Below are 21,946 nucleotides of genomic sequence, written 5' to 3' on the forward strand. Positions count from 1 at the left end.
GGACGGTGTCGGGGCGGGCGAACCCGGAGCCCAGCAGGCTCATGGAATCGATCAGGAGTTGCCGGAGGGTGGACAGGGATTCCGGCGTCAGGGATCCGCCGCAGCGGGCGAACCAGACGTCCATCGCGGCTTTGCCGCAGGAGATCACGGAGCCGGCCAATGCGCGGAGGTACAGTTCGTCGAGTTCGACGCCGCCGCCGGCGCTGAAGCGCTCGCGGGCCGCGGAGATGATTTGGGCGGTGCAATGGTCCCAGGCTTCCAGCTCGGACCTGCTGAGTTGCGGGTTGGCCTGGCCAAGGCTGTACAGCTCGGCCAGCGGAGCGACGGTCATCGGATCCGCGAGTTCCACGAGGGCGGCCCGGGCGGACTCCAGGAAGGGTTCCCCGACCGGCCGCAGCCGGAACTGCTGAAGCGCCGTGTCCAGGAAGCCGAAGGTGACGGCCGCGATCGCGGCTTCGGTGCTGCCGAAGTAGTTAAAGAAGGTGCGGCGGGAGATGCCGGCGGCGTCGGCGATGTCCTCGACCGTGAAGTTGCCGGGGCCGTTGGAGCGGAGGAGCGCCAGGGCGGCGTCGGTGATCGCCTGGCGGGTGGCCGCCTTGTTCAGCTCACGGCGCGAGGGCGCCTCGGGCGGGGTGCCGGACGCCGGGGGCGTGGCTGCGCGGAGGGAACTGGAAGCGGACACGCGCTTACACTACGTGCATGTTTGCACTCTGGGCAAGTTTTTCCGAGAGTTGGGAACATTTGTGGGAAACGGGCGCAGATCTTCGCCCCGGTGTCCCTGGCAAACCTTCACAGGAAGATGAAAGGTTCCGGACAGCTCCCGCAGAAGCGGCTGGCGGAGACTGGAGCTACGTCTTGGAAGAGACAGCAACCGACCGCAGCGGGCACCATGCTGCAGACCAGGAGACAGCACATGTCACGTACGAAGAGAATAACGCTCGCCATTTCGGCCGGGGCACTCGCCCTGGGCGCCGGCCTTGGAGTCACCGGGATGGCGTCGGCAGCCAGCACTCCGACCCCCACCCCCAGCTCCAGCGCCTCGGCGGACGCGACGCCCGGCACCACCGACGGTCACGGCATGCGCGGCGGCCACGGACCCGGCCGCCGCGGGGAGCACGGCGGCGCCCAGGCTGCCGCACTGGCTGCCAAGCTCGGCGTGGACGAGGCCAAGGTGACCGAGGCCCTGCAGGCCTTCCGCGAGGCCAACAAGCCCACGACCCCGCCGGCCGAAGGCACCAAGCCGGACCGCGCCGCGATGGACGCGGCCCTGGCGAAGTCGCTGGCGGCGTCGCTGGGGATTGACGAAGCCAAGGTCACGACCGCCCTGGAGGAGCTGCGGACCGCGGCCCAGACCGACCGTGCTGCGGAACTGAAGACCAGGCTGGACAAGGCCGTCACCGACGGCACGCTGACCCAGGGCGAGGCTGACGCCGTCACCAAGGCCGTCGAGAAGGGCGTGATTGGCGGAGGCGGACGCTAGGCCCCGCTTCGCCGCCGACCCTGACGCGGCACAACCAAAGAAGTCCCCGGGAGGTTCCCGGGGACTTCTTTGGTTGTGCCTGGTGCAGGCGGTTACGCTTTGGCGCCGGCCAGCTCGCGGCCTTCCGGCGACGCTGCGGGAGCAGCGGCAGAGGAGGGGTCGGCGGCGGCGGTGCCGGCGTCGTCGACTGTGCCGTCGACTTCGTCGGAGAATTTGTCACCGGTGCGCGGTGCGTTGTACAGCGTCTCGTCGAGGATGCCCTGGCGCTTGGCCACGATGGTGGGGATGAGCGCCTGCCCGGCCACGTTGACGGCGGTGCGGCCCATGTCCAGGATCGGGTCGATTGCCAGCAGCAGCCCGACGCCGGCCAGCGGCAGTCCCAGCGTGGAGAGGGTCAGGGTCAGCATCACGACGGCGCCGGTGGTGCCGGCGGTTGCCGCGGAGCCGAGCACAGAGACGAGGGCAATGAGCAGGTACTGGGTGAAGTCGAGCTGGATGCCGAAGAACTGGGCGACGAAGATCGCCGAGATGGCCGGGTAGATCGCGGCGCAGCCATCCATCTTGGTGGTGGCGCCGAGCGGCACGGCGAACGAGGCGTAGGCGCGGGGGACGCCCAGGCTGCGTTCGGTCACGCGCTGGGTCAGCGGCAGGGTGCCCACCGAGGAGCGGGACACGAAAGCCAACTGCACCGCCGGCCAGACGCCGGAGAAGTACTGCTTGACGGACAGGCCGTGGGTGCGGACCAGGACCGGATAGACCACGAACAGCACGAGGGCCAAGCCCACATAGATCGCGAAGGTGAACTTGCCCAGGGAACCGATGGTGTCCCACCCGTAGATGGCCACAGCGTTGCCGATCAGGCCGACGGTGCCGATCGGGGCGATCCGGATGATCCACCAAAGGACCTTCTGGATCACGGCGAGGGCTGAGGCATTGAGGTTCAGGAAGGGCTCGGCGGCCTTGCCCACCTTCAGTGCCGCGATGCCGACGGCGACCGCGATCACCAGGATCTGCAGGACGTTGAAGCTCACCGCGGTGGTGGCGACGCCGTCGGTGACGGTGGTGCTGGCGCCGAGGCCGAGGAAGTTCTTCGGGAACAAGCCCGTCAGGAAGGCCCACCAGTCGCCGGACTTGCCGGCGTACTTGGCCTCCTGGGTGATGCCGGTGTTGGCGCCGGGCTGCAGGAACACGCCCAGTCCGATGCCGATCAGCACGGAGATCAGCGCCGTGATGGCGAACCAGAGCAGCGTGTTCCAGGCCAGCCGGGCGGCGTTGGAGACGGCGCGCAGGTTGGAGATGGAGCTGACGACGGCGGTGAAGATGAGGGGCACGACGGCGGTCTGCAGCAGCGAGACGTAGCTCGAGCCGATGGTCTGCAGCGTGGCGCCGAGGGCGTTGGGGCTCGCCTTGGTGCTTCCCGTGTACTTGGCCAGGAGGCCGAGGCCCAGGCCCACGATCAGGGCGGCGATGATCTGGAAGCCGAACGAACCGGCCCACTTGGGCAGCTGGAAGCCGGTCTTTCCGGCGGATGCGGGGGTGCTTGTCTGAGTGCTCACGGGAACACGCTAGGACTGGAGCATCTATCACGGCGAACGGATGTTGAGAAATGTTACGGGGCAGCTTTCTGGGTCCGGCCGCGGAATCCCGGTGAATACGCCGGAATACTACCCGTTTGTGAAGTTATTCCGGTCCCCGGTGTGGCGATTGTCTCCCGCTCTGGAACCTGTGGCACGGATTCCCGCCGGGGAGCGCGAGTCCGCCGCCGGCCGCCCCGAGGTGACACTTCGCGCCCATGGGCCGCTCCGCAATGGGCGCGAAGTGTCACCTCGGCGGTGGATATGGGAGAACTTACTCCGGCAGGGCGCACTTAAGGCTGTCGAGGCCGACGGAGCCGATGTTCAGCGCCTTGGTGTGGAAGGCTGCCACCTCGACGCCCTACGGCCGGCCAGGATTCCCGCGGGGGAGCGCGAGTCCGCCGCCGGCCGCCCCGAGGTGAGACTTCGCGCCCATGGGCCGCTCCGCAATGGGCGCGAAGTGTCACCTCGGCGATGAAAGTGGAGGGGCCTACTGCAGCAGGGCGCGCTTAAGGGTGTCGAGGCCGACGGAGCCGATGTTCAGCGCCTTGGTGTGGAAGGCCCTGAGCTCGAAACCCGGGCGGGATTCGAGCTCGGTGCGGATCTGCTCCCAGAGCCGCTGGCCCACCTTGTACGACGGCGCCTGGCCCGGCCAGCCGAGGTAGCGGGTGAACTCGAAGTTGAGCTGGCCTTCGCTGATCGCGAGGTTCTGCTGGAGGAAGCCGTAACCCTTGTCCGGAGTCCAGGTGCCGGAACCCCAACGCTCGGGCATCTCCAGCTCCAGGTGGACGCCGATGTCGAAGACCACGCGGGCGGCCCGCATGCGCTGCATGTCCAGCATGCCCATGTGCTCACCCGGGTCCTCGAGGTAGCCCAGTTCCTGCATCAGTTTCTCGGCATAGAGTGCCCAGCCCTCACCGTGGCCGGAAGTCCAGCAGACGTTCCGGCGCCACTTGTTGAGCAGTTCGCGGCGGTAGGTGGCGGTCGCCACCTGCAGGTGGTGGCCCGGCACGCCCTCGTGGTAGACCGTGGTGGTCTCGGCCCAGGTGGTGAACGTGTCCTCTCCCGGCGGCACCGACCACCACATGCGGCCCGGGCGGCTGAAGTCGTCCGACGGCCCCGTGTAGTAGATGCCACCCTCGTCGGTCGGGGCAATCCTGCACTCCAGGGTCTTCATGACGTCCGGGATGTCGAAGTGCACACCCGCGAGGTCGGCCACGGCCTTGTCGGAGAGATCTTGCATCCAGGCCCGGAGGGCGTCGGTGCCCTTGAGCTGCCGGGCGGGGTCGTTGTTGAGGACCGCCTTGGCTTCCTCGATCGTGGCGCCGGGCCGGATCTCCTCGGCCACACGCTCCTGTTCGGCAATCAGGCGGTCCAGTTCCTGCACGCCCCAGGCGTACGTTTCCTCCAGGTCCACCGCCGCGCCAAGGAAGACGCGGGACGCCAGCGAGTAGCGCTCGACGCCCACCGCGTCCTTCTCCGGGGCGACGGGAAGCAGCTCGGACTCCAGGAAGCCGGCCAGCCGGGAGTAGGCCACCCGCGCCGCGGCAGCTCCGGCGTCGAGCCGGGACTGCACGTCCTCGGGCAGCGGGCCCTCCGCGGTCTTGGCCCCGGCTGCCAGCTTCGCGAAGAAGCCGTCTTCGGCGGCGTGCTTGGTGGTCTGTTCAATCACGATCTTCACCTGGCGCGCGGCGGAAACCTTGCCGTCCTCCTTGGCTGCGCGCAGCGACACGATGTAGCCGTCCAGTGCGGCGGGGACGTTGTGCGCGCGGCCCGCGATGTGGTCCCACTGCGCCGCGGTGTCCATCGGCATGAGGTCGAAGATCGCGCGGATCTCCTGCGCGGGGGACGCGATGTTGTTCAGCTCGGCCAGGTCCCAGCCGGATTCGTGGAGTTCCAGCTGCAGGCCCAGGCGCTCGCGCATGGCATCCAGGGTCACGGCGTCGACGTCGTCCGCCGGCTCCAGTCCGTCCAGCGCGGCGAGCGTCTCCCGTGCGGCAACCGCGAACTCCTCGATCCCGGCAGGGGAGAAGTCCTGGTACTCGGTCTCGTGCCCGGGCAGCCCGAGCTCGGTGCCAAAGCTCGGGTTGAGCCGGATCAGGGTGTCCGTAAAGGCATCGGCGACGGCATCGATGGCGGTGTGCGGGCGCCCGGGGGCAGTATTTCCAGTGGTTTCGATAGTCACCCGAAAGACACTAGCCGGGCTCCGGCTGTTATGAAAGGGTTGCTGCACTTTTCCCGGGGACTTCTTCCCCGGAGGGTTGCTGCACGTTTCCGAGGGACTTCTTCCCCGGAGGACTTTGCACGTTTCCCCGCAGGCGGCTTAGCCGCGGCTGCGCTTCCAGGAGCCGGGCCCCGGCTTCGGTGCCAGCTGCAGCTGCTGCCGACGGATCCAGTGCCGGGCGCTCGGCTTTTCCGGTGCGGCAGCTTCGCCGCTGCCCAGGGACAGCACGACGGCGGTCAGCGCCGCGAGCTCCTCCGGCGTCGGCTCGCCCTTGACGACGGCGAGCAGGGGCTGCTCGGCGGGCGGCGTCGTCGCCTCAGGCTCGGCCCCGGCCTGAGCCTGCGACGGCTGGGAGCCGGCGGAGATTTGCGGCGACAGGGGCTGGGCGGGGCTCACAGCGGGATGTTCCCGTGCTTCTTGGCGGGCAGGCTGGCGCGCTTGTCCCGCAGGGCACGCAGGCCCTTGATGATCTGCACCCGTGTCTCGGACGGGGCGATGACCGCATCCACGTAGCCGAGCTGGGCGGCCTGGTAAGGGTTGAGCAGCTCTTCCTCGTACTGCCGGATGACCTCGGCGCGCTTGGCCTCGACGTCGCCGTCGGCCTCCGCCACGGCGGCGAGTTCGCGGCGGTACAGGATGTTGACGGCGCCCTGGGCGCCCATGACGCCGATCTGGGCGGTGGGCCAGGCGAGGTTGAGGTCCGCGCCGAGCTTCTTGGAGCCCATCACGATGTACGCCCCGCCGTAGGCCTTGCGGGTGATGACGGTCAGCTTCGGCACGGTGGCCTCGGCGTAGGCGTAGAGCAGCTTGGCGCCGCGGCGGATGATGCCCTGGAACTCCTGGTCCTTGCCCGGCAGGAAGCCCGGCACGTCCACCAGGGTGATGATCGGGATGTTGAAGGCGTCGCAGTGCCGGACGAAGCGGGCGGCCTTCTCCGAGGCGGCGATGTCCAGCGTGCCGGCGAACTGCATCGGCTGGTTGGCCACGATGCCCACGGTGTGGCCCTCGATCCGGCCGTAGCCGATCATCACGTTCGGCGCGTAAAGGGACTGCATCTCCAGGAAGTGCCCGTCGTCCACGAGCTGCCCGATGAGCTTGCGCATGTCGTAGGGCTGGTTGGCCGAATCGGGGATCAGCGCGTCCAGGGCGAGGTCCTCGTCGTCGAGCTCCAGCTCCTGGGAGTGCTCCAGCACCGGGGCCTCGGCGAGGTTGTTGGAGGGCAGGAAGTCCAGGAGTTCGCGGACGAACTCGATGGCGTCGGCCTCGTCGGAGGCGAGGTAGGTGGACGTTCCCGTGTTGGCGTTGTGCTGGCGGGCGCCGCCGAGGGTTTCCATGTCCACGTCCTCGCCGGTGACGGTCTTGATCACGTCAGGGCCGGTGATGAACATGTGCGAGGTCTTGTCCACCATGACCACGTAGTCGGTCAGGGCGGGGGAGTAGGCCGCGCCGCCGGCGGACGGGCCCATGATGAGGGAGATCTGCGGAACCACCCCGGAGGCGTGCACGTTGTTGCGGAAGATGTCCGCGAACATGGCCAGCGAGGCGACGCCTTCCTGGATGCGGGCGCCGCCGCCGTCGAGGATGCCGACGACGGGGCAGCCGTTGCGCAGCGCGAATTCCTGGACCTTGACGATTTTCTCGCCGTTGACCTGGCTCAGCGAGCCGCCGTAGACGGAAAAGTCCTGGCTGTACACGGCGACGGGGCGGCCGTCCACGGTGCCGTAACCGGAGACCAGGCCGTCGCCGAGCGGCTTCTTCTTCTCCATGCCGAAGGCGGTGGAGCGGTGCACGGCCAGGGCGTCGAACTCGACGAAGGAGCCGGCGTCCAGCAGCAGGTCGATGCGCTCGCGGGCCGTGTTCTTGCCGCGGGCATGCTGCTTCTCGACCGCTTCCGGGCCGGAGGGCTGTGCAGCGCGGGCCTGGCGGTCGCGGAAGTCGGCAATCTTTCCCGCGGTCGTGGTCAGATCGTGGCTCATCAAGTGTCTCCGGCTCTGTAGCTGATGTTCTGCTGAATCGTGTGCTGCTGGTCCTGCGTGTGCTGCTGCATGTGCTTCGCCGGCCCTGTCCCGCGTGGCGCTTTAGCTGGTCTCCACAAAAGCCGGGCCTTGATGGCAAGTCTAGTGACGCTATTGGCCCATGCCGCTGTAGAAAACCTACAATAATCGCCCCAACTCTCACCGGGACCACCTTGCCAGTGCGGGGCGCCGGCCGGGCGCGTCGTTGTTACTCGTGAGTAACATGACTCCGCTAGAGTGTCCTCATGACTTCGAGCAATGATGCTTCGGGCACCGCTGCAGGGCCCTACCAGGCCGCCGGTTCCCTCCAGGGCCGCACCATCCTCATCTCCGGGGGAAGCCGCGGCATCGGCCTGGCCATCGCCACCCGCGCCGCGCGCGACGGCGCCAACATCGTTCTGATGGCCAAGACCGGCCAGCCGCACGCCAAGCTGGAAGGCACGGTCTACTCCGCCGCCGAACAGATCGAGGCAGCCGGCGGCCGGGCCCTGCCGCTGGTCGGGGATGTCCGCAACGACAGCGACGTCACCGGCGCGGTGGCGGCCGCGGTGGAACGCTTCGGCGGGATCGACATCGTCATCAACAACGCCTCCGCGATCGACCTGTCGAAGACGGACGACGTCGACATGAAACGCTATGACCTGATGCAGGACATCAACGTCCGCGGCACCTTCCTGCTCTCAAAACTCGCGCTGCCCGCGCTGCGGGACTCCGACGCCGGCCAGATCCTGACGCTGTCCCCTCCCCTGAACCTGGACCCCAAATGGGCCGGCCTGCACCTGGCATACACGATGGCGAAGTACGGCATGAGTCTGACGACCCTGGGGCTGGCCGAGGAGCTGAAGATCGACGGCATCAACGTCAACTCGCTCTGGCCCTGCACCCTGATCAACACCGCCGCCATCCGCAACATGCCCGGCGGCGAAAGGATCGTCCTGGGCGCCCGCGGCCCCGAAATCATGGCGGACGCCGCCCACGCGGTCCTGACCAGCAGCAACGCGATCCCGGAATCCGGCAGCTGGAGCGGCAATTTCTACACCGACGAGCAGGTGCTCGCCGCCGCCGGCGTCACGGACTTCGCCCCGTACAGCCTGGGCGCGCCGGAAGACCGGCTGATCCCTGACATCTTCCTCTGAGTTTCCTGTGCGTCGGGGCCGCCGGCGGTCCGGAACGGAGCCGACAGCGCCATGACTCGGTAGGATTCAAAGCATGGAAGCCGCGCAGGAAGTCCCGGACCGTCCGCCCCTCGATCTGAATGCCCTCAGCGATGAGGCGTTCCTCTCTGCCAACGGCATCCCGCGGCTCACGGTGGTGGACTCCACCGGCTCCACCAACGCCGACCTGATCCGCGGCGTCACCGAGGATCCCGGGGCATACCCGGACCTCACCGTGCTCACCGCCGAATACCAAAGCGCCGCCCGCGGACGCCTCGACCGCCGCTGGGAAGCTCCTGCCCGCAGTTCGGTGTCCGTGTCGCTGGTGCTGCGTCCGGTCAACGCCGAGGGACGCCCGCTGCCCACACAGAGCTACTCCTGGCTCTCGCTGCTCGCGGCCCTTGCCCTGCGCGAGGCGCTGCTGGAAACCGCGGGAATCCCGGCCGAACTCAAGTGGCCCAACGACGTCCTGGTCCGCGGCCGGAAGATCGCCGGCATCCTCGCCCAGCTGGGCCCAATGGAGGGCGGCGCCGTGCCGCCCGTCGTCCTGGGGACCGGGCTGAACGTCACTCTCACCGAATCCGAGCTCCCGGTGCCCACCGCCACCTCCGTCCTGCTGGAACACCCGTCCACGGTGGACCGTACCGAGCTGTTGAAGAGCTTCCTGTCCCGGTTCGCCACTCTCTACCGCAGCTTCTGCAACGCCGACGGCGACCCCACCGCCGGGATGGCCGGCGGCCACTCCCTGCACAAACGGGTGGAACACCTGCTGACCACGCTCGGCAAGCAGGTCCGTGCCCAACTGCCCGGCGACCACGAAATCATCGGCCATGCCACCCGCCTGGACGAGTACGGCTCACTCCTGGTGGTGGACTCCGGGGGACACGAGCATGTGGTGACGGCCGGCGACGTGGTGCACCTGCGTCCCTGGACCCCGCCCGGCACGGAAAGCGGCACAGAAAGCGGTGAGGACCAGCCCGGGGGTGCTCCCGGCGGGGCCAGCCGGCACCCGGGCCACGAAAGCGGTTATGCGTAAAGAGCTCCACCCGGGCGAGCAAGTGATTGTGGTGTCCCGCCCGCAGCCCAGGACCCTGATTGTCCCGGCGCTGCTGTTTATCCTCATTCCGGCGCTCGCCGCCTACGCCAGCGCCTGGATCGTGAAGGGCGGCCCGGCCCGGCTCGTCCCGCTGGCTAAGGACTCCGCCAGGGAGTGGACGCCATGGCTGATCGGGGCCTGCATTGCACTCGCGGCCTGGGTGCTGCTGGGCTACTGCCTGCCGCGCGTCATGGGCTGGCACGCCACGAAGTACATCCTGACGAGCCAGCGGCTGGTTGCCCGGTACGGCATGTTGCGGCGGCGCGACGAGCAGGTTCCCCTCGCCACTGTCCGTAATGTGGTCATCCATCAGTCGTTGCTCCAACGCGTATTGCGCTCCGGGAATATATCCTTGGAGACCGGACACCCCACCAGCATGGTGGTGCCCGACGTCCCGGAGGCCGCGACGTTCCGAAACTTCATCCTCGACGCCATCAACGATCTCCCGCCGGACGGGGGCTGGGGCTCCGAGGGCATGATGCACAACCCCGATGCGGCGTGGCCGTGGGAGACGAGAGAAGGTGGAAGAGATGAGCGCTGAGAACGTCCACCAGGACACCGGACTCCTGGACGAGGAACCGTCACAGGTCCCGGATGCCGTCGTCGAGACCGCCAACCTCCAGGAAGCCGTCCTCGATTCCGTGGCAGAGCAGATTGATGCGGACGCCGAGGAAGCTGCCGCGAACGCCGAGGCCTGGCTCCCGGACTCCGCTGACACGGATGTCACGGTGGAGCCCCAGGCGGACGACGACGACGCCGCCGAATCGGCCGGCGCGGCAGGGGCAACGGCCGCCGTTCCCCCCACAGGCACCATGTCCACGGAACGCATCGCGTTAAAGGCCCTGGAGCAGCGCCTGCTCGGCGGCGAACGCAAGCTCCGCCGCCGTGAAGTCGCCTCCGGCGCCGGACTGTCCCTGCTGTCCGCCCGCAAACTCTGGCGCGCCCTGGGCTTCCCCAATATCGGCGACGAGGACGTTGCCTTCACCGAACGCGACCAGTACGCGCTGAACACCATCGTGGACCTGGTCCGCGCCGGCAAGCTCACCGAGGAAGCCGCGATTTCCGTCACCCGCGCCATCGGCCAGATGACGGACCGCATGGTGGTCTGGCAGATCGAAGCCCTCGTCGAGGACATGGTCCACAAGCAGGGCGTCACCGACGCCGTGGCCCGCAAACGCCTGGTCAGTGAGCTGCCGTCCCTCGTGGACACACTGGAGGAAATGCTGGTCTACTCCTGGCGCCGCCAGCTCAACGCCGGCGTCCAGCGCCTGGCCGTGCGCGCCGAGGCCGGACTGGCCTCCAGCGAGGAGGGCCGCGAAGGCGACGAGGACGACGCCCCGCTGCCACTGGCACGGGCCGTGGGCTTCGCGGACCTCGTTTCCTACACCAGCCTGTCCCGCAGAATGAACGAAAAAACCCTCGCCCAGCTGGTCCAGCGCTTTGAGAACAAGTGCGCCGAAATCATCTCGGTGGGCGGCGGCCGGCTGGTCAAGACGGTCGGCGACGAAGTCCTGTACATCGCGGAGACCCCGGCGGCCGGCGCCGAAATCTCGCTCGCGCTGTGCCAGGCCTTCACGGAGGATGAGATCCTGCCGCAGGCCCGCGTGGCCATGGTGTGGGGCCGCATCCTCTCCCGGCTGGGCGATATCTACGGTCCGACCGTGAACCTGGCGGCGCGCCTCACCGCGCTGGCAGATCCCGGAACGGTGCTGGTGGACTCCATGACCGCGTCCGCGCTGGAACAGGACGAACGGTTCGTGCTGCTTCCGCGCCCCGCCGAGGACGTCCGCGGCTTCGGCGAAATCCACCCGGTGGAGCTGCAACGCGGCCGCGGTCACGGGCTGGTGCTGGACTAGCCGCGCCGGGGCAAAGCCACCCTGACCTGCACCGATGCCGGCGCCGTGGAGCTTGACCCCGGCAGGGTTTCTCTAATCGATAGCTAATATGGAATAGTCGTTGCTATCTGGCACCAGCAGGGGGCGACGCCCATGCTTTGGCTGCCGTGACTTTGGGGGACACCGCACACATGAAGACCTTCCTGGCAGCCCTGCGGCCAAAAACGCGCCGCCCGGTCCCGGCACGCCCGCTGACCGCCCGCCGCAAACACCTGATGGCCGGAACGGGCATCGCTGCCGCCTCCGCCGTCCTCATCACCGGCGCCGTCATCTATCCGGGGTTTAAGACCACTGAGGTGGAGTTGAATGATGGCGGGGTGTGGGTGGTGTCGAAGTCGAAGAATGCGGTGGGGCGGTTGAATTATCCGTCGCGGGTGTTGGATGGGGCGGTGACGCCGGCGTCGGCGACGTTTGATGTGTTGCAGGATGCCGGGACGGTGTTTGTTGATGACAGTGCGGCCTCGACGTTGAATCAGGTGTCGGCGGCGCAGTTGCGTTTGGGCGGGGATAAGAAGCTGCCGGGTGCGGCGGCGGTGAGTTTTGGTTCGAAGGTGATTTCGGTGACGGATGCGGCCAAGGGCCGGGTGTGGGCGTTGTCGCCGTCGACGGTGAATGGTTTTGATGAGGAGGGTTCGGAGCCGGTCCTGAGTGGTTCGCAGGGGTTGGTCTCGGCGGTGGGGGCTGATGACCGGATTTACAGTGCGGATCCGAAGTCCGGGCAGGTCACGGTGACGGCGGTGGGCGCCGATGGTGGGGCTGCGGAGGTGACGACGGAGTCCTGGGACGGGTTGAAGGGTGCCGGGGATCTGCAGTTGGCGGTGGTGGGGGACCGGCCGGTGGTGTTGGATGCGGGCCGGGGGAAGTTGTTCCTGCCGGGCGGGCGTGAGTTGGCGTTGGCGGATGCGCGGGATGCGAAGTTGCAGCTGCCGGGTCCGGGTGCGGATGCGGTGGCGGTGGCGACGCCGAAGGCGTTGTTGCTTCAGCCGTTGGATGGCTCGACGGCGAAGACGGTGACGTTCGGGGGGCAGGGTGTTCCGGCGGCGCCGGTGCAGCTGGGCGGTTGTGTCCATGCGGCGTGGTCGGGGGCGAACAGGTATGTCCGTGAGTGCGTGAACGATGCCGATGACAAGACGGTGGATGTGCCCAAGGCCAGTGCGGCGCCGTCCTATGTGTTCCGGGTGAACCGGGACCTGGTGGTCCTCAATGATGTGAATTCGGGCAATGTGTGGCTGGTGAACCAGAACATGCAGCTGGTCAACAACTGGGACGACGTCGTCCCGCCCAAGAACCAGTCCAATGACCAGGACCAGGAGTCGGCGGACAACAACACCATCAACATCCTGCCGGACCGCACCAAACCCAACCGGCCGCCGGAAACCAAGCCCGACGCCGTCGGCGTCCGCCCCGGGCGCACCACCATCCTCTCCGTGCTCGACAACGACACCGACCCCGACGGCGACGTGCTCACGGCCTCCGCCGGCGGCAAGGGGCCCCAGTCCGGCAGCCTGGAGAGCATCTACGGCGGCACCGCCTTCCAGATCACCGTCCCGGCCGACGCCGCCCCGGGCACCGACACCTTCGGCTACAACGCTGCCGACGGCCGCGGCCTCTCCGCCGCCGGAAGCATCACCCTGAACGTCGTCGGCCCGGACGAGAACAAACCGCCCCTGTTCAAACGCGGCGACCCCACCACCATGCTCGTCGAACAGGGAAAAACCGTCAGCCAGAACGTCCTCACCGACTGGACCGACCCGGACGGCGACGACCTCGTGCTGATGGACGCCAAGGCCGACAACGACCAGGACCAGGTCAAGATCCGCCGCGACGGCCTGCTGACCTATCAGGACTCCGGTGCCGCGCCGGGCAAGAAATCCGTCACCGTGACCGTCTGGGACGGCCGCGTCAGCACCACGGGCAAGGTCGTTGTCAACGTCCAGCCTCCCGGCGCCCTGCAGCCGGTGGTCAACGCGGACCACGTGACCGCCGCCGTCGGCCAGGACCTTGTGGTCGCACCGCTGAAGAACGACGTCGACCCCAATGGCGGCGCGCTGCGCCTGGCCCAGGTGGAAGGCGCCGGGACAGCGCAGCTGGGCCCGGTGACCGACGGCGGGACCTTCACCTTCCGCAGCGAAACACCGGGACCGGTCTACCTGACCTACATCGCGAGCAACGGCCCGCAAAGCAGCCAGGGCCTGATCCGGGTGGACGTCGAATCCGGCAAGGACGCCGGGGACCCGGTGGCCGTGCACGATGTCGCCCTGCTGCCGGTCGGCGGCAGCGTGCTCGTCGATCCGCTGGCGAACGACTCGGACCCGTCCGGGGGAGTGCTGGTGCTGCAGTCCGTCCAGCTGCCGGAAAATTCCACCGCCTCGGTCAGCGTGATCGACCACAGCGTCCTGCGGATCACCGACGTCATCGGCACCAAGGACCCGTTCACCTTCCGCTACACCATGTCCAACGGCACCAAGTCGGCCACCGGCAGTGTCTCCGTGGTCCCCGTCCCGGCCCCCGCCGTCCTCGAAGCCCCGCAGCCCAAACCGGACGAGGTGAACGTGCGGGTCAACGACGCCGTCACCATCCCGGTGCTGGCCAACGACACCCACCCGCAGGGCGAAAAGCTCAGCGTGGACCCCGTCCTGCCGCAGCCCGTCCCCGAAACGGACGGGAAAAGCTTCGTCTCCGAAAACACCCTCCGCTTCATCGCCGGCGCCGAACCCAGGACGGTCCGGGCCATCTACAACGCCGTCGACCCGCAGGGCCAGAAGAGCGCCGCCGCGGTGACCATCCACATCCTCCCGCTCGAAGGCGCGGAGAACTCCCGGCCGCAACCGAAAAACCTCACGGCCCGGGTCGTGGCGGCCGGTTCTGTCCGGATCCCGGTGGAGCTCGACGGGATCGACCCCGACGGCGACTCCGTCCAGCTCACCGGGATCGACAGCGCCCCGGCGATGGGCACGGCCACCGTGGGCAGCAACTTCATCGACTTCACGGCCGCCGGAGACGGCGCCGGCACGGACACCTTCCGCTACAAAGTGGTGGACCGGCAGGGCGCCGTCAACACCGGCACCGTAACCGTCGGCATCGCCCCGCGCGGGGACACCAACCAAAAGCCCACCCCGGTGGACGACGAGGTCATGGTGCGGCCCGGGCGGCAGATCGCCGTCGACGCCACCGGCAACGACACCGACCCGGACGGCGACCCGATCCGGATCATCGGCGACGGCATCGAGGCCGCCCCGGAACTGCAGGCCACCGTCAGCAAGCAGAGCGGCCGCATCATCCTGCTGGCCCCCGGCGCGGAAGGGACCGTCAACGTGCGCTACTCGGTGGCGGATGACCGCGGCGCCACGGCGCAGGCCGCCATCGCCGTCAAGGTGCGGCAGGACGTGCCGCTGCGGGCCCCGATCGCCCGGGACGACCGCGTGACGTCCGCCCAAACGCTCGGCAAGACCGCCGTCGACGTCCCCGTCCTCAAGAACGACGAGGACCCCGACGGCGTCGGCGAGAACCTCAAGATCGCCACCGAGGCGCCCACCGCGCGGCCCGGCGCCGAGGGCACCATGCGGGTGGATCTCACCGAACAGCCGCAGCTCATCCCGTACACCGTGGAAGATGTGGACGGGCAGAAGTCCACCGCCATCATCTGGGTTCCCGGCCTGGGCCAGCAGGTCCCCACCCTGGCCAAGGACGAGGTGATCGAACTCGTCGCCGGACAGTCCGTCACCGTGGACCTCAAGGAATGGGTCAAGGTCCGCGACGGCCGCTCGCCCCGGCTGACCCAGACGGACCGGATCCGGCTGATCGGCGCCGATGGCTCGGACCCCGTGGCCAACGACGGCACCGCACTGAAGTACACCGCAGGCCAGGACTACGTGGGCCCGGGCTCGCTCAGCTTCGAGGTTACCGACGGCTCCGGCCCCGACGACCCCGCCGGCCTGAAGTCCACCCTCAGCATCCGCACCAAGGTGCTCCCGGACCCCAACCAGAACAACCCGCCGGTGCTGCTGGGCAGCCAGGTGGACGTGCCCAAGGCAGACTCCACCAGCACCGACCTGGCCATGCTGACCACCGACCCGGATGACGGCGATGTGGAGAAGATGAAGTACGAGCTGGTGGGCAGTGTCCCGGCCGGCTTCGACGCCGGCATCGACGGGAAGACCCTGAAGGCCGCCGCCAAGGACGGGACCGCCGCCGGGGCTACTGGCGCGGTCCAGGTCAAGGCCCGGGACCCGCGCGGACTCGAAGCCACCGCGACTTACCAGCTGACCGTCACCGCTTCCAACCGGCCCAAACCGGTAGCCAACGACGATCTCGAACCCAACGCCGCCGCCGGCAAACCCGTCACCGTGCGGGTGCTCGACAATGACGCCAACCCCTTCCCGGAGACGGCGCTGAAGATCGTGTCGGCCGCGACCGAAACCGGACAGGGCACCGCCGCCGCCACCGGGGACACCGTGACCGTGACCCCGGCCGGCGGCTTCTCGGGAACCATGATCGTGGCCTACACTGTGGCGGACAAGACCGGCGAAGCGTCCCGCCAGGCGACAGCCCGGATCCGGCTGACGGTCAAGGACAAGCCGCTGGCGCCGACCACCCCGCAGGCCGCAAGTGTGGGGGACGGCACCGCCCTGCTGAACTGGACCGCGCCCGCCGACCGCGGATCGGCCATCACCAGGTACACGGTGTACGGCGAGGGCGGCTACCGCCAGGATTGCCCGGCCAACTCCTGCACACTCACCGGGCTGACCAACAACTCCAAGTACCACTTCCAGGTCACGGCGACCAACGACCTGGGCGAATCCGAGCGGTCCCCGGCGTCGGCCGAGGTGCGCCCGGACGTCAAACCGGACGCCCCGGCCGCGCCCGCCGTGAAGTTCGGCGACACGCAGCTCACGGTCACCTGGGTGGCCCCGGCGTCCAAGGGTTCACCGGTCAAGTCCTACGACCTGGAGATTTCCCCGGCACCGGCGGGGCAGAACGCCCAGATCCAGAACCTCACCTCGGTGAACTACGTCTGGAAGGGACTCAAGAACGGAGTGGCCTACAAGGTCCGCGTGCTGGCCCGGAATGATGCCAAGGAGCCCTCCGAATGGAGCGCCTACTCAGCCGCAGAGACCCCTGCCGGGGTGCCCGTCACCCCGGCGGCACCGAGTGCGACGGCGGCCGGTTCCGTGGGCAGCCAAAGCCAGCTCAAGGTGAACTGGACGGCTCCGAACAACAACGGCGACGCCATCGCCAGCTACACCCTCACCACCCTGCGGGGCGGCGCCGCCGTGGCGACCCAGCAGGTCGCCGGCACCACCCAGAACGTCACGGTGGACAACTCGGAAGCGGACTACGCCTTCACCGTCTCCGCCACGAACAAGGCCGGGACGTCCGGGACCAGTCCACGCTCCGCGGGGATCCGGGCAGCCGGCAAGCCCGGCACGGTGACGAGCGGCACGGTGAAGGAGACCGGCAACTCCGGCCAGCTCGACGTGAGCTTCACGCCGCTCACCGCGGCCCAGCGCAACGGTTCACAGGACACGGAGATCCGCTACAGCTACCGGGCCTCAAGCGGCCAGACCGGCGCCATCGCCGCGGGCGGCGGCCTGATCGGCGGCCTGCCCAACGGACAGGACGTGACCATCAACATCATCGCCACCTCCACGAAGAACAATGCCGCCGGCGATGCCAAAGCCATCGGCACCGCCAACCCGTACGGTCCGCCGGCGGCGCCCGTGCTGACGGCACAGGGTTCCACGACGCAACAGGTCCACTGGACCTGGACCAACCCCGCAGGCAACGGACGTGCCATCCAGCGCTTCGAAGTCAGCTACGACGGCGGCGGATGGACGAGCGTGGGCCTGGCCAACCGGTATGACCGCGACACCGGTGCCTGGAGTTCCACCAAGAACCTCAAAGTACGGGCCTGCACGGTGGTCTGTGGTGCCACGGATTCCGCCAATGCCACCAGCGGGACCGACCCGACACCGCCGCCGCCGACGTCCCAGGTCCAGGTGGATGCCAGCATTGTCAGGACGTGCCCGGGCAAGCCGGGCCAGACCGACAGCTACTCGGCCGGGCCGCCGAAGGACTGCGGCGTCGGCTGGGTCGAACGGGCCGAGGGCAAGCTCACCATCAACTGCACCAAGGACATCTACGGCAACGGCACCCCCTGGTTCCGGGTGACCGAAGGCAGCCATCCGGGCTGGTTCGTCAAGTCGACCACCGTGGACCTCACCGGACCGCGGCCCGGCGGATGCTGACGGCCGGCAACTGAACTAACCGCCGGACACAGCAGGACCCCCGCCGGTGGCCCACAACGCAGTTTCACCCAGAACAAAATTCACCCAGAACAGAAGAGGACCAACCCATGACCATGACCACCGAACAGGCCGAATGGTTTTCCGGCACCTTCGAGACGCTCGTCGCCAACGTAGGCCAGGCCGTCCTCGGCAAGGCCCACGTCATCCGCCTGACCTTCACCGCGATGCTCGCCGAGGGGCATGTCCTCTTCGAGGACGCCCCGGGCACCGGGAAGACCTCGCTGGCGCGGGCCCTCGCGGCCACCGTGCAGGGCTCCAACAACCGCATCCAGTTCACCCCGGACCTGTTGCCCTCGGACGTCACCGGCGTGACCATCTACGACCAGAAGACGCAGAAGTTCGAGTTCCACAAGGGGCCGATCTTCAACAACATCGTCCTGGCCGACGAAATCAACCGTGCCTCGCCCAAGACACAGTCGGCGCTGCTTGAGGTCATGGAGGAATCCCGCGTCACGGTGGACGGCACCACCTACGAGGCCGGCCGCCCGTTTATGGTGATGGCGACGCAGAACCCGATCGAGCAGGCCGGCACCTACCGGCTGCCCGAAGCCCAGCTGGACCGCTTCCTGATCAAGACCTCCATCGGCTACCCGGACCACGCCTCCACGGTGCAGCTGCTCGGCGGCGCCAACCTCAAGGACCGCTCCAAGGACATCACCCCCGTCATCACCACCCAGGCGATCGCGGACATGGCCGACCTCGCCGCCACCACCCACGTCGACACCGCCGTGCTGGAATACATCTCCCGGCTCTGCGAGGAGACCCGCAACGCCCCGGAAACCCGCCTCGGCGTCTCCGTCCGCGGCGCCCTTGCCATGGTCCGCGCCGCCAAGGTCTGGGCCGCCAGCCAGGGACGCAACTTCGTGCTGCCGGACGACATCAAGGACCTGGCCGCCGTCGTCTGGACCCACCGCCTCGTCATGGACCCGGAAGCCGAATTTTCCGGTGCGACCCCCGAGGCCGTGCTGGCGCGCGTTCTGTCCGAGGTCGCCGCGCCGCAGCAGCGCGCTTCCGTCGGCTAGCTGCCCGGCACCACCGCCCCTGAAGCACCGCCCCGCAGTACCACCTGCCCTGCACCCTCCGCAGGGCCCCGGCACCCCGTCACCCAGCACGAACAAAGGCACCCATATGTCCTCCAGCACTCCGCTGACCCGGCTTGCTGAACGCCTGCAACGGCCCTTCCACCGGGACGGCAGACCCACGCGGCTGCATCCTGCCTCCCTCTGGGCCGACGCCGGCAGCACCGCCGGCCTGGCCCTGAGGCCGGTGTGGCGCGCCGTGCGCGGGCTCTGGCTGCGGTACGCGTGGCCCGTCCTCTCGGTCGTCAGCGTCCTGGGCTGGTCCGTTCTCGCGGCGTCGATTCTGCTGTGGACCGTCGGCCAGGCCTTCGGCTGGCAGGAAGCCAAGGCCGCCGCGATCGCAGCCTTCGTGCTGTTGGTGCTGGCGGTCGGCTTCATCCTGGGCCGCTCCTCCTTCGGGGTGGTGCTGGACCTGGCCCGGACCCGGGTGGCGGTGGGCGACAGCGCCGTCGGCAGCATCGCCGTTTCCAACACCTCCGCCCGCCCGCTGCTGCCCGCGGACCTGGAATTGCCGGTCGGAGCCGCCACCGCCGTCTTCCACCTGCCCCGGATGAAGCCGCAGCAGGTCCACGAGGACCTGTTCACCATCCCCACCGCGCGCCGCGCCGTGATTGTCGTGGGCCCGGTCCGGTCCGTCCGCGCGGACCCGTTGCACCTGCTGCGCCGCCAGGTGCTCTGGACCGAACCCGAGGATCTGTTCGTCCACCCCAGGACCGCGGCGCTGGCAGGCTCGGCCGCCGGGTTCATCCGCGACCTCGAGGGCATGCCCACCACCGACCTCTCCAGCGCCGATGTGTCCTTCCACGCCCTGCGCGACTACGTGCCCGGCGATGACCGGCGGCACATCCACTGGAAGACCACGGCCCGCATCAACAAGCTGATGGTCCGGCAGTTCGAGGAAACCCGGCGGGCCCACCTCGCCATCTCGCTGTCCATCAACACGGACGAATACGCCTCGGAGGAGGAATTCGAACTGGCCATCTCCACCGCCGCCTCGATCGGACGCCAGGCCATCCGCGATCAGCGCGACCTCGACGTGCTGACCCAGAAGGGCCCGCTGCGCTGCGAAACCGGCCGCAACATGCTCGATGACATGACCCGGATCGTCGGTGCACCGCAGCGCAGGACCGCCGTCGACCTCGCCCGGAGCCTGGCGGACACCGTCCCCAACGCCTCCGTGGTGTTCCTGGTCGTGGGCAGCAACGTCACCCCTGCCCAGCTGCGCTCCGCTTCGGCCTCCGTGCCCATGGGCGTCCGCAGCCTCGCCGTCCGGCTCCAGCTCGGCGCCGCGCCCGCCCGGGCCAACATTGGTGAGCTGACCGTGTTGACCCTCGGCGACCTCGCCGATCTGGCCATCGTGTTGAGGAAGGCGGCAGCATGAGCACCGCAACCCCGCTCCGCCCCCGCAACAACCTGCGGGGCAACGCCGCCCGGTCCCGCCGTTCCGGCTTCGCCGACGGCCAGCCGCTCTGGCATCTCGCGCTCGACGCCGGAGCCCTCACGGTGCTGCTCGGCCTGGGCGTTCTCGGTTTCAGCCTCAGCTTCGGCGGCGACCCGTACTACCTGGCCGCCGGCTTCGGCGGCATCCTGCTGGGCCTCGCCCTGGCGGCGGCCAATGTGCACTTCCGCCTGGGCCTGCTGATCACGGCCGCCCTGACACTCGGGGTGTACCTCCTCTTCGGCACCGCCCTCGCAGTCCCGGAGGCATCGGTCGCCGGCGTCCTGCCCACCCTCGACTCGCTGCGCACGCTGCTGCTCGGAGTCGTGTTCGCCTGGAAGGACATGCTCACCGTGGGAGTTCCGGTCGGCACCGCCGGCGGCACCCTGATCGTGCCGTTCCTCAGCTCGCTCCTCACGGCGCTGGCGGCCGGGCTGCTGATCTGGCGGCTCAGGAACCCCTACTGGCCGCTGCTCTCGGTGCTGGTGCTGTTCGTCACCGGCATCGCCTTCAGCACCAACGCAGGTTTCCTCACCGTGGAACGAGGCATTTCGCTGACCGTGGTCGCGATCGCCTGGGCCACCTTCCGCCGCGATGTGCTGCGCCGCAGCGACACCCGCAAGGTCTCCGTCAACCGGCTGGAAACGGACGGGGCCACAGCCCGCGCGGCCACCCTCCGCCGGCTGGGCACCGCCGCCGCTGTGATCGCCGTCGCCGTCGGGATCACCGCCATCGCCTCCCCGCTGGTCACCGCCAGCGACGACCGCCGCGTGCTGCGCAACACGATCGTCCCGCCCTTCGACCCGAAGGACTACGTGACCCCGCTGGCGAGCTTCCGCAACTTCGTCAAGGACAAGAAGGACGACAAGCTCTTCGAAGTCAAGGGCCTGCCCAAGGACGCCCGGGTGCGCCTCGCCGCGCTCGATTCCTTCAACGGCACCAACTACAACATGGACCCGAACGGCTCCGGCAGCTTCAGCAAGGTGGGCGACGCGAAATCCATCAACACCCTCGCGGACACCACCGGGATCGTGCCGACCACCAACTACGCCCTGGACATCACCATCGAGGACTACCAGGGCTACTTCCTGCCCGGCGGCACTAAAACCACCGGGATCAGCTTCGCCAATGACGGTTCGGGTGCCGCCGCCGGGCTGTACTTCAACGCCGGAACGGACACGGCCGTGACCACCCGGGGCCTGGCCAAGGGCGACGCCTACCGCGTCCAGGTTGCCGACCCCGTCACCTTGGAACACGGGCAGCTGACGCAGTACGACTTCGCCAGGCTGTCCCTGCCGGACCCCGCCGAGGTGCCCCCCGTCGTCGGCTCCCAGGCCAACGACCTCGCCGCCGACGCCCCCACCGCCATTGACCGGGTGCGCCAGATCGAGGCGCACTTCCAGAAAAAGGGCGCCTTCAGCAACGGCCTGATCGCCGACGGCCAGCTGCCCAGCGTCTCCGGCCACGGCGCCAACCGGATCCGGAGCCTGCTCACCGCCAAGCAGATGCTCGGCGACGACGAACAGTACGCCGTCGCGATGTCGCTGATGCTGCGCCACCTCGGCATCCCCTCCCGGGTGGTGATGGGGTTCTACCCGGATCCCAAGAGCCCGGAAAACGGCGCCGGCGACGTGCAGATCACCGGCAAGGACGTCCATGCCTGGGTCGAGGTCGCCTTCGACC

Annotated in this window: 14 protein-coding genes; 9 read left to right on the forward strand and 5 right to left on the reverse strand. The window is 68.6% G+C overall.

Annotated elements, in window-relative coordinates; translation table 11 throughout:
• A partial coding sequence (locus tag BJQ90_RS08890; protein ID WP_413463662.1) for a TetR/AcrR family transcriptional regulator occupies positions 1-682 on the reverse strand: 682 nt, incomplete at its 3' end.
• 231 nt (positions 683-913) lie between these two features.
• Between BJQ90_RS08890 and BJQ90_RS08895 the strand changes: the two genes are divergently transcribed.
• On the forward strand, positions 914-1,480 hold the full coding sequence (locus BJQ90_RS08895; RefSeq protein ID WP_226759932.1) for a Clp protease N-terminal domain-containing protein: 567 nt from the start codon (positions 914-916) through the stop codon (positions 1,478-1,480).
• Between the two features lie 92 nt (positions 1,481-1,572).
• Here the strand turns inward: BJQ90_RS08895 and BJQ90_RS08900 are convergent, their stop codons facing one another.
• From BJQ90_RS08900 to BJQ90_RS08915, 4 genes are all read right to left on the reverse strand, one after another.
• Positions 1,573-3,036, reverse strand: a complete 1,464-nt coding sequence (locus BJQ90_RS08900; RefSeq protein WP_226759933.1) for a dicarboxylate/amino acid:cation symporter — start codon at positions 3,034-3,036, stop codon at positions 1,573-1,575.
• Positions 3,037-3,544: 508 nt separating this feature from the next.
• Positions 3,545-5,239 (reverse strand): DUF885 domain-containing protein, encoded by a 1,695-nt coding sequence (locus BJQ90_RS08905; protein WP_226759934.1) that lies wholly within the window; start codon positions 5,237-5,239, stop codon positions 3,545-3,547.
• A gap of 138 nt (positions 5,240-5,377) precedes the next feature.
• Complete coding sequence (locus tag BJQ90_RS22715) at positions 5,378-5,644, reverse strand: acyl-CoA carboxylase subunit epsilon (RefSeq protein ID WP_413463664.1); 267 nt, start codon at positions 5,642-5,644, stop codon at positions 5,378-5,380.
• Positions 5,645-5,670: 26 nt separating this feature from the next.
• Complete coding sequence (locus tag BJQ90_RS08915; protein ID WP_226759935.1) at positions 5,671-7,254, reverse strand: acyl-CoA carboxylase subunit beta; 1,584 nt, start codon at positions 7,252-7,254, stop codon at positions 5,671-5,673.
• A gap of 284 nt (positions 7,255-7,538) precedes the next feature.
• Here BJQ90_RS08915 and BJQ90_RS08920 point away from each other — a divergent pair, with 284 nt between their 5' ends.
• The 8 genes from BJQ90_RS08920 to BJQ90_RS08955 all read left to right on the forward strand — a co-directional run.
• On the forward strand, positions 7,539-8,429 hold the full coding sequence (locus BJQ90_RS08920; protein WP_226759936.1) for an SDR family oxidoreductase: 891 nt from the start codon (positions 7,539-7,541) through the stop codon (positions 8,427-8,429).
• 73 nt (positions 8,430-8,502) lie between these two features.
• Complete coding sequence (locus BJQ90_RS08925; protein WP_226759937.1) at positions 8,503-9,483, forward strand: biotin--[acetyl-CoA-carboxylase] ligase; 981 nt, start codon at positions 8,503-8,505, stop codon at positions 9,481-9,483.
• A complete protein-coding gene (locus BJQ90_RS08930; RefSeq protein ID WP_226759938.1) occupies positions 9,476-10,084 on the forward strand; it encodes a PH domain-containing protein in 609 nt (202 codons plus the stop codon). The genes BJQ90_RS08925 and BJQ90_RS08930 overlap by 8 nt, the downstream gene beginning before the upstream one ends.
• Positions 10,074-11,399: an adenylate/guanylate cyclase domain-containing protein gene (locus tag BJQ90_RS08935; RefSeq protein ID WP_226759939.1), complete on the forward strand. Its 1,326-nt coding sequence runs from the start codon at positions 10,074-10,076 to the stop codon at positions 11,397-11,399. The genes BJQ90_RS08930 and BJQ90_RS08935 overlap by 11 nt, the downstream gene beginning before the upstream one ends.
• Positions 11,400-11,569: 170 nt before the next feature.
• On the forward strand, positions 11,570-17,686 hold the full coding sequence (locus BJQ90_RS08940; protein WP_413463663.1) for an Ig-like domain-containing protein: 6,117 nt from the start codon (positions 11,570-11,572) through the stop codon (positions 17,684-17,686).
• A 107-nt stretch (positions 17,687-17,793) separates the two neighbouring features.
• On the forward strand, positions 17,794-18,768 hold the full coding sequence (locus BJQ90_RS08945) for an AAA family ATPase (RefSeq protein WP_226759940.1): 975 nt from the start codon (positions 17,794-17,796) through the stop codon (positions 18,766-18,768).
• Positions 18,769-18,874: 106 nt separating this feature from the next.
• Positions 18,875-20,206: a DUF58 domain-containing protein gene (locus BJQ90_RS08950; protein ID WP_226759941.1), complete on the forward strand. Its 1,332-nt coding sequence runs from the start codon at positions 18,875-18,877 to the stop codon at positions 20,204-20,206.
• Positions 20,203-21,946, forward strand: a 1,744-nt coding sequence (locus tag BJQ90_RS08955; protein WP_226759942.1) for a transglutaminase-like domain-containing protein, incomplete at its 3' end; no start/stop codon positions are given. The genes BJQ90_RS08950 and BJQ90_RS08955, both read left to right, overlap by 4 nt.

It is taken from the genome of Arthrobacter sp. SO3, assembly GCF_020532825.1.
In the GTDB taxonomy this organism is placed as follows: domain Bacteria; phylum Actinomycetota; class Actinomycetes; order Actinomycetales; family Micrococcaceae; genus Arthrobacter.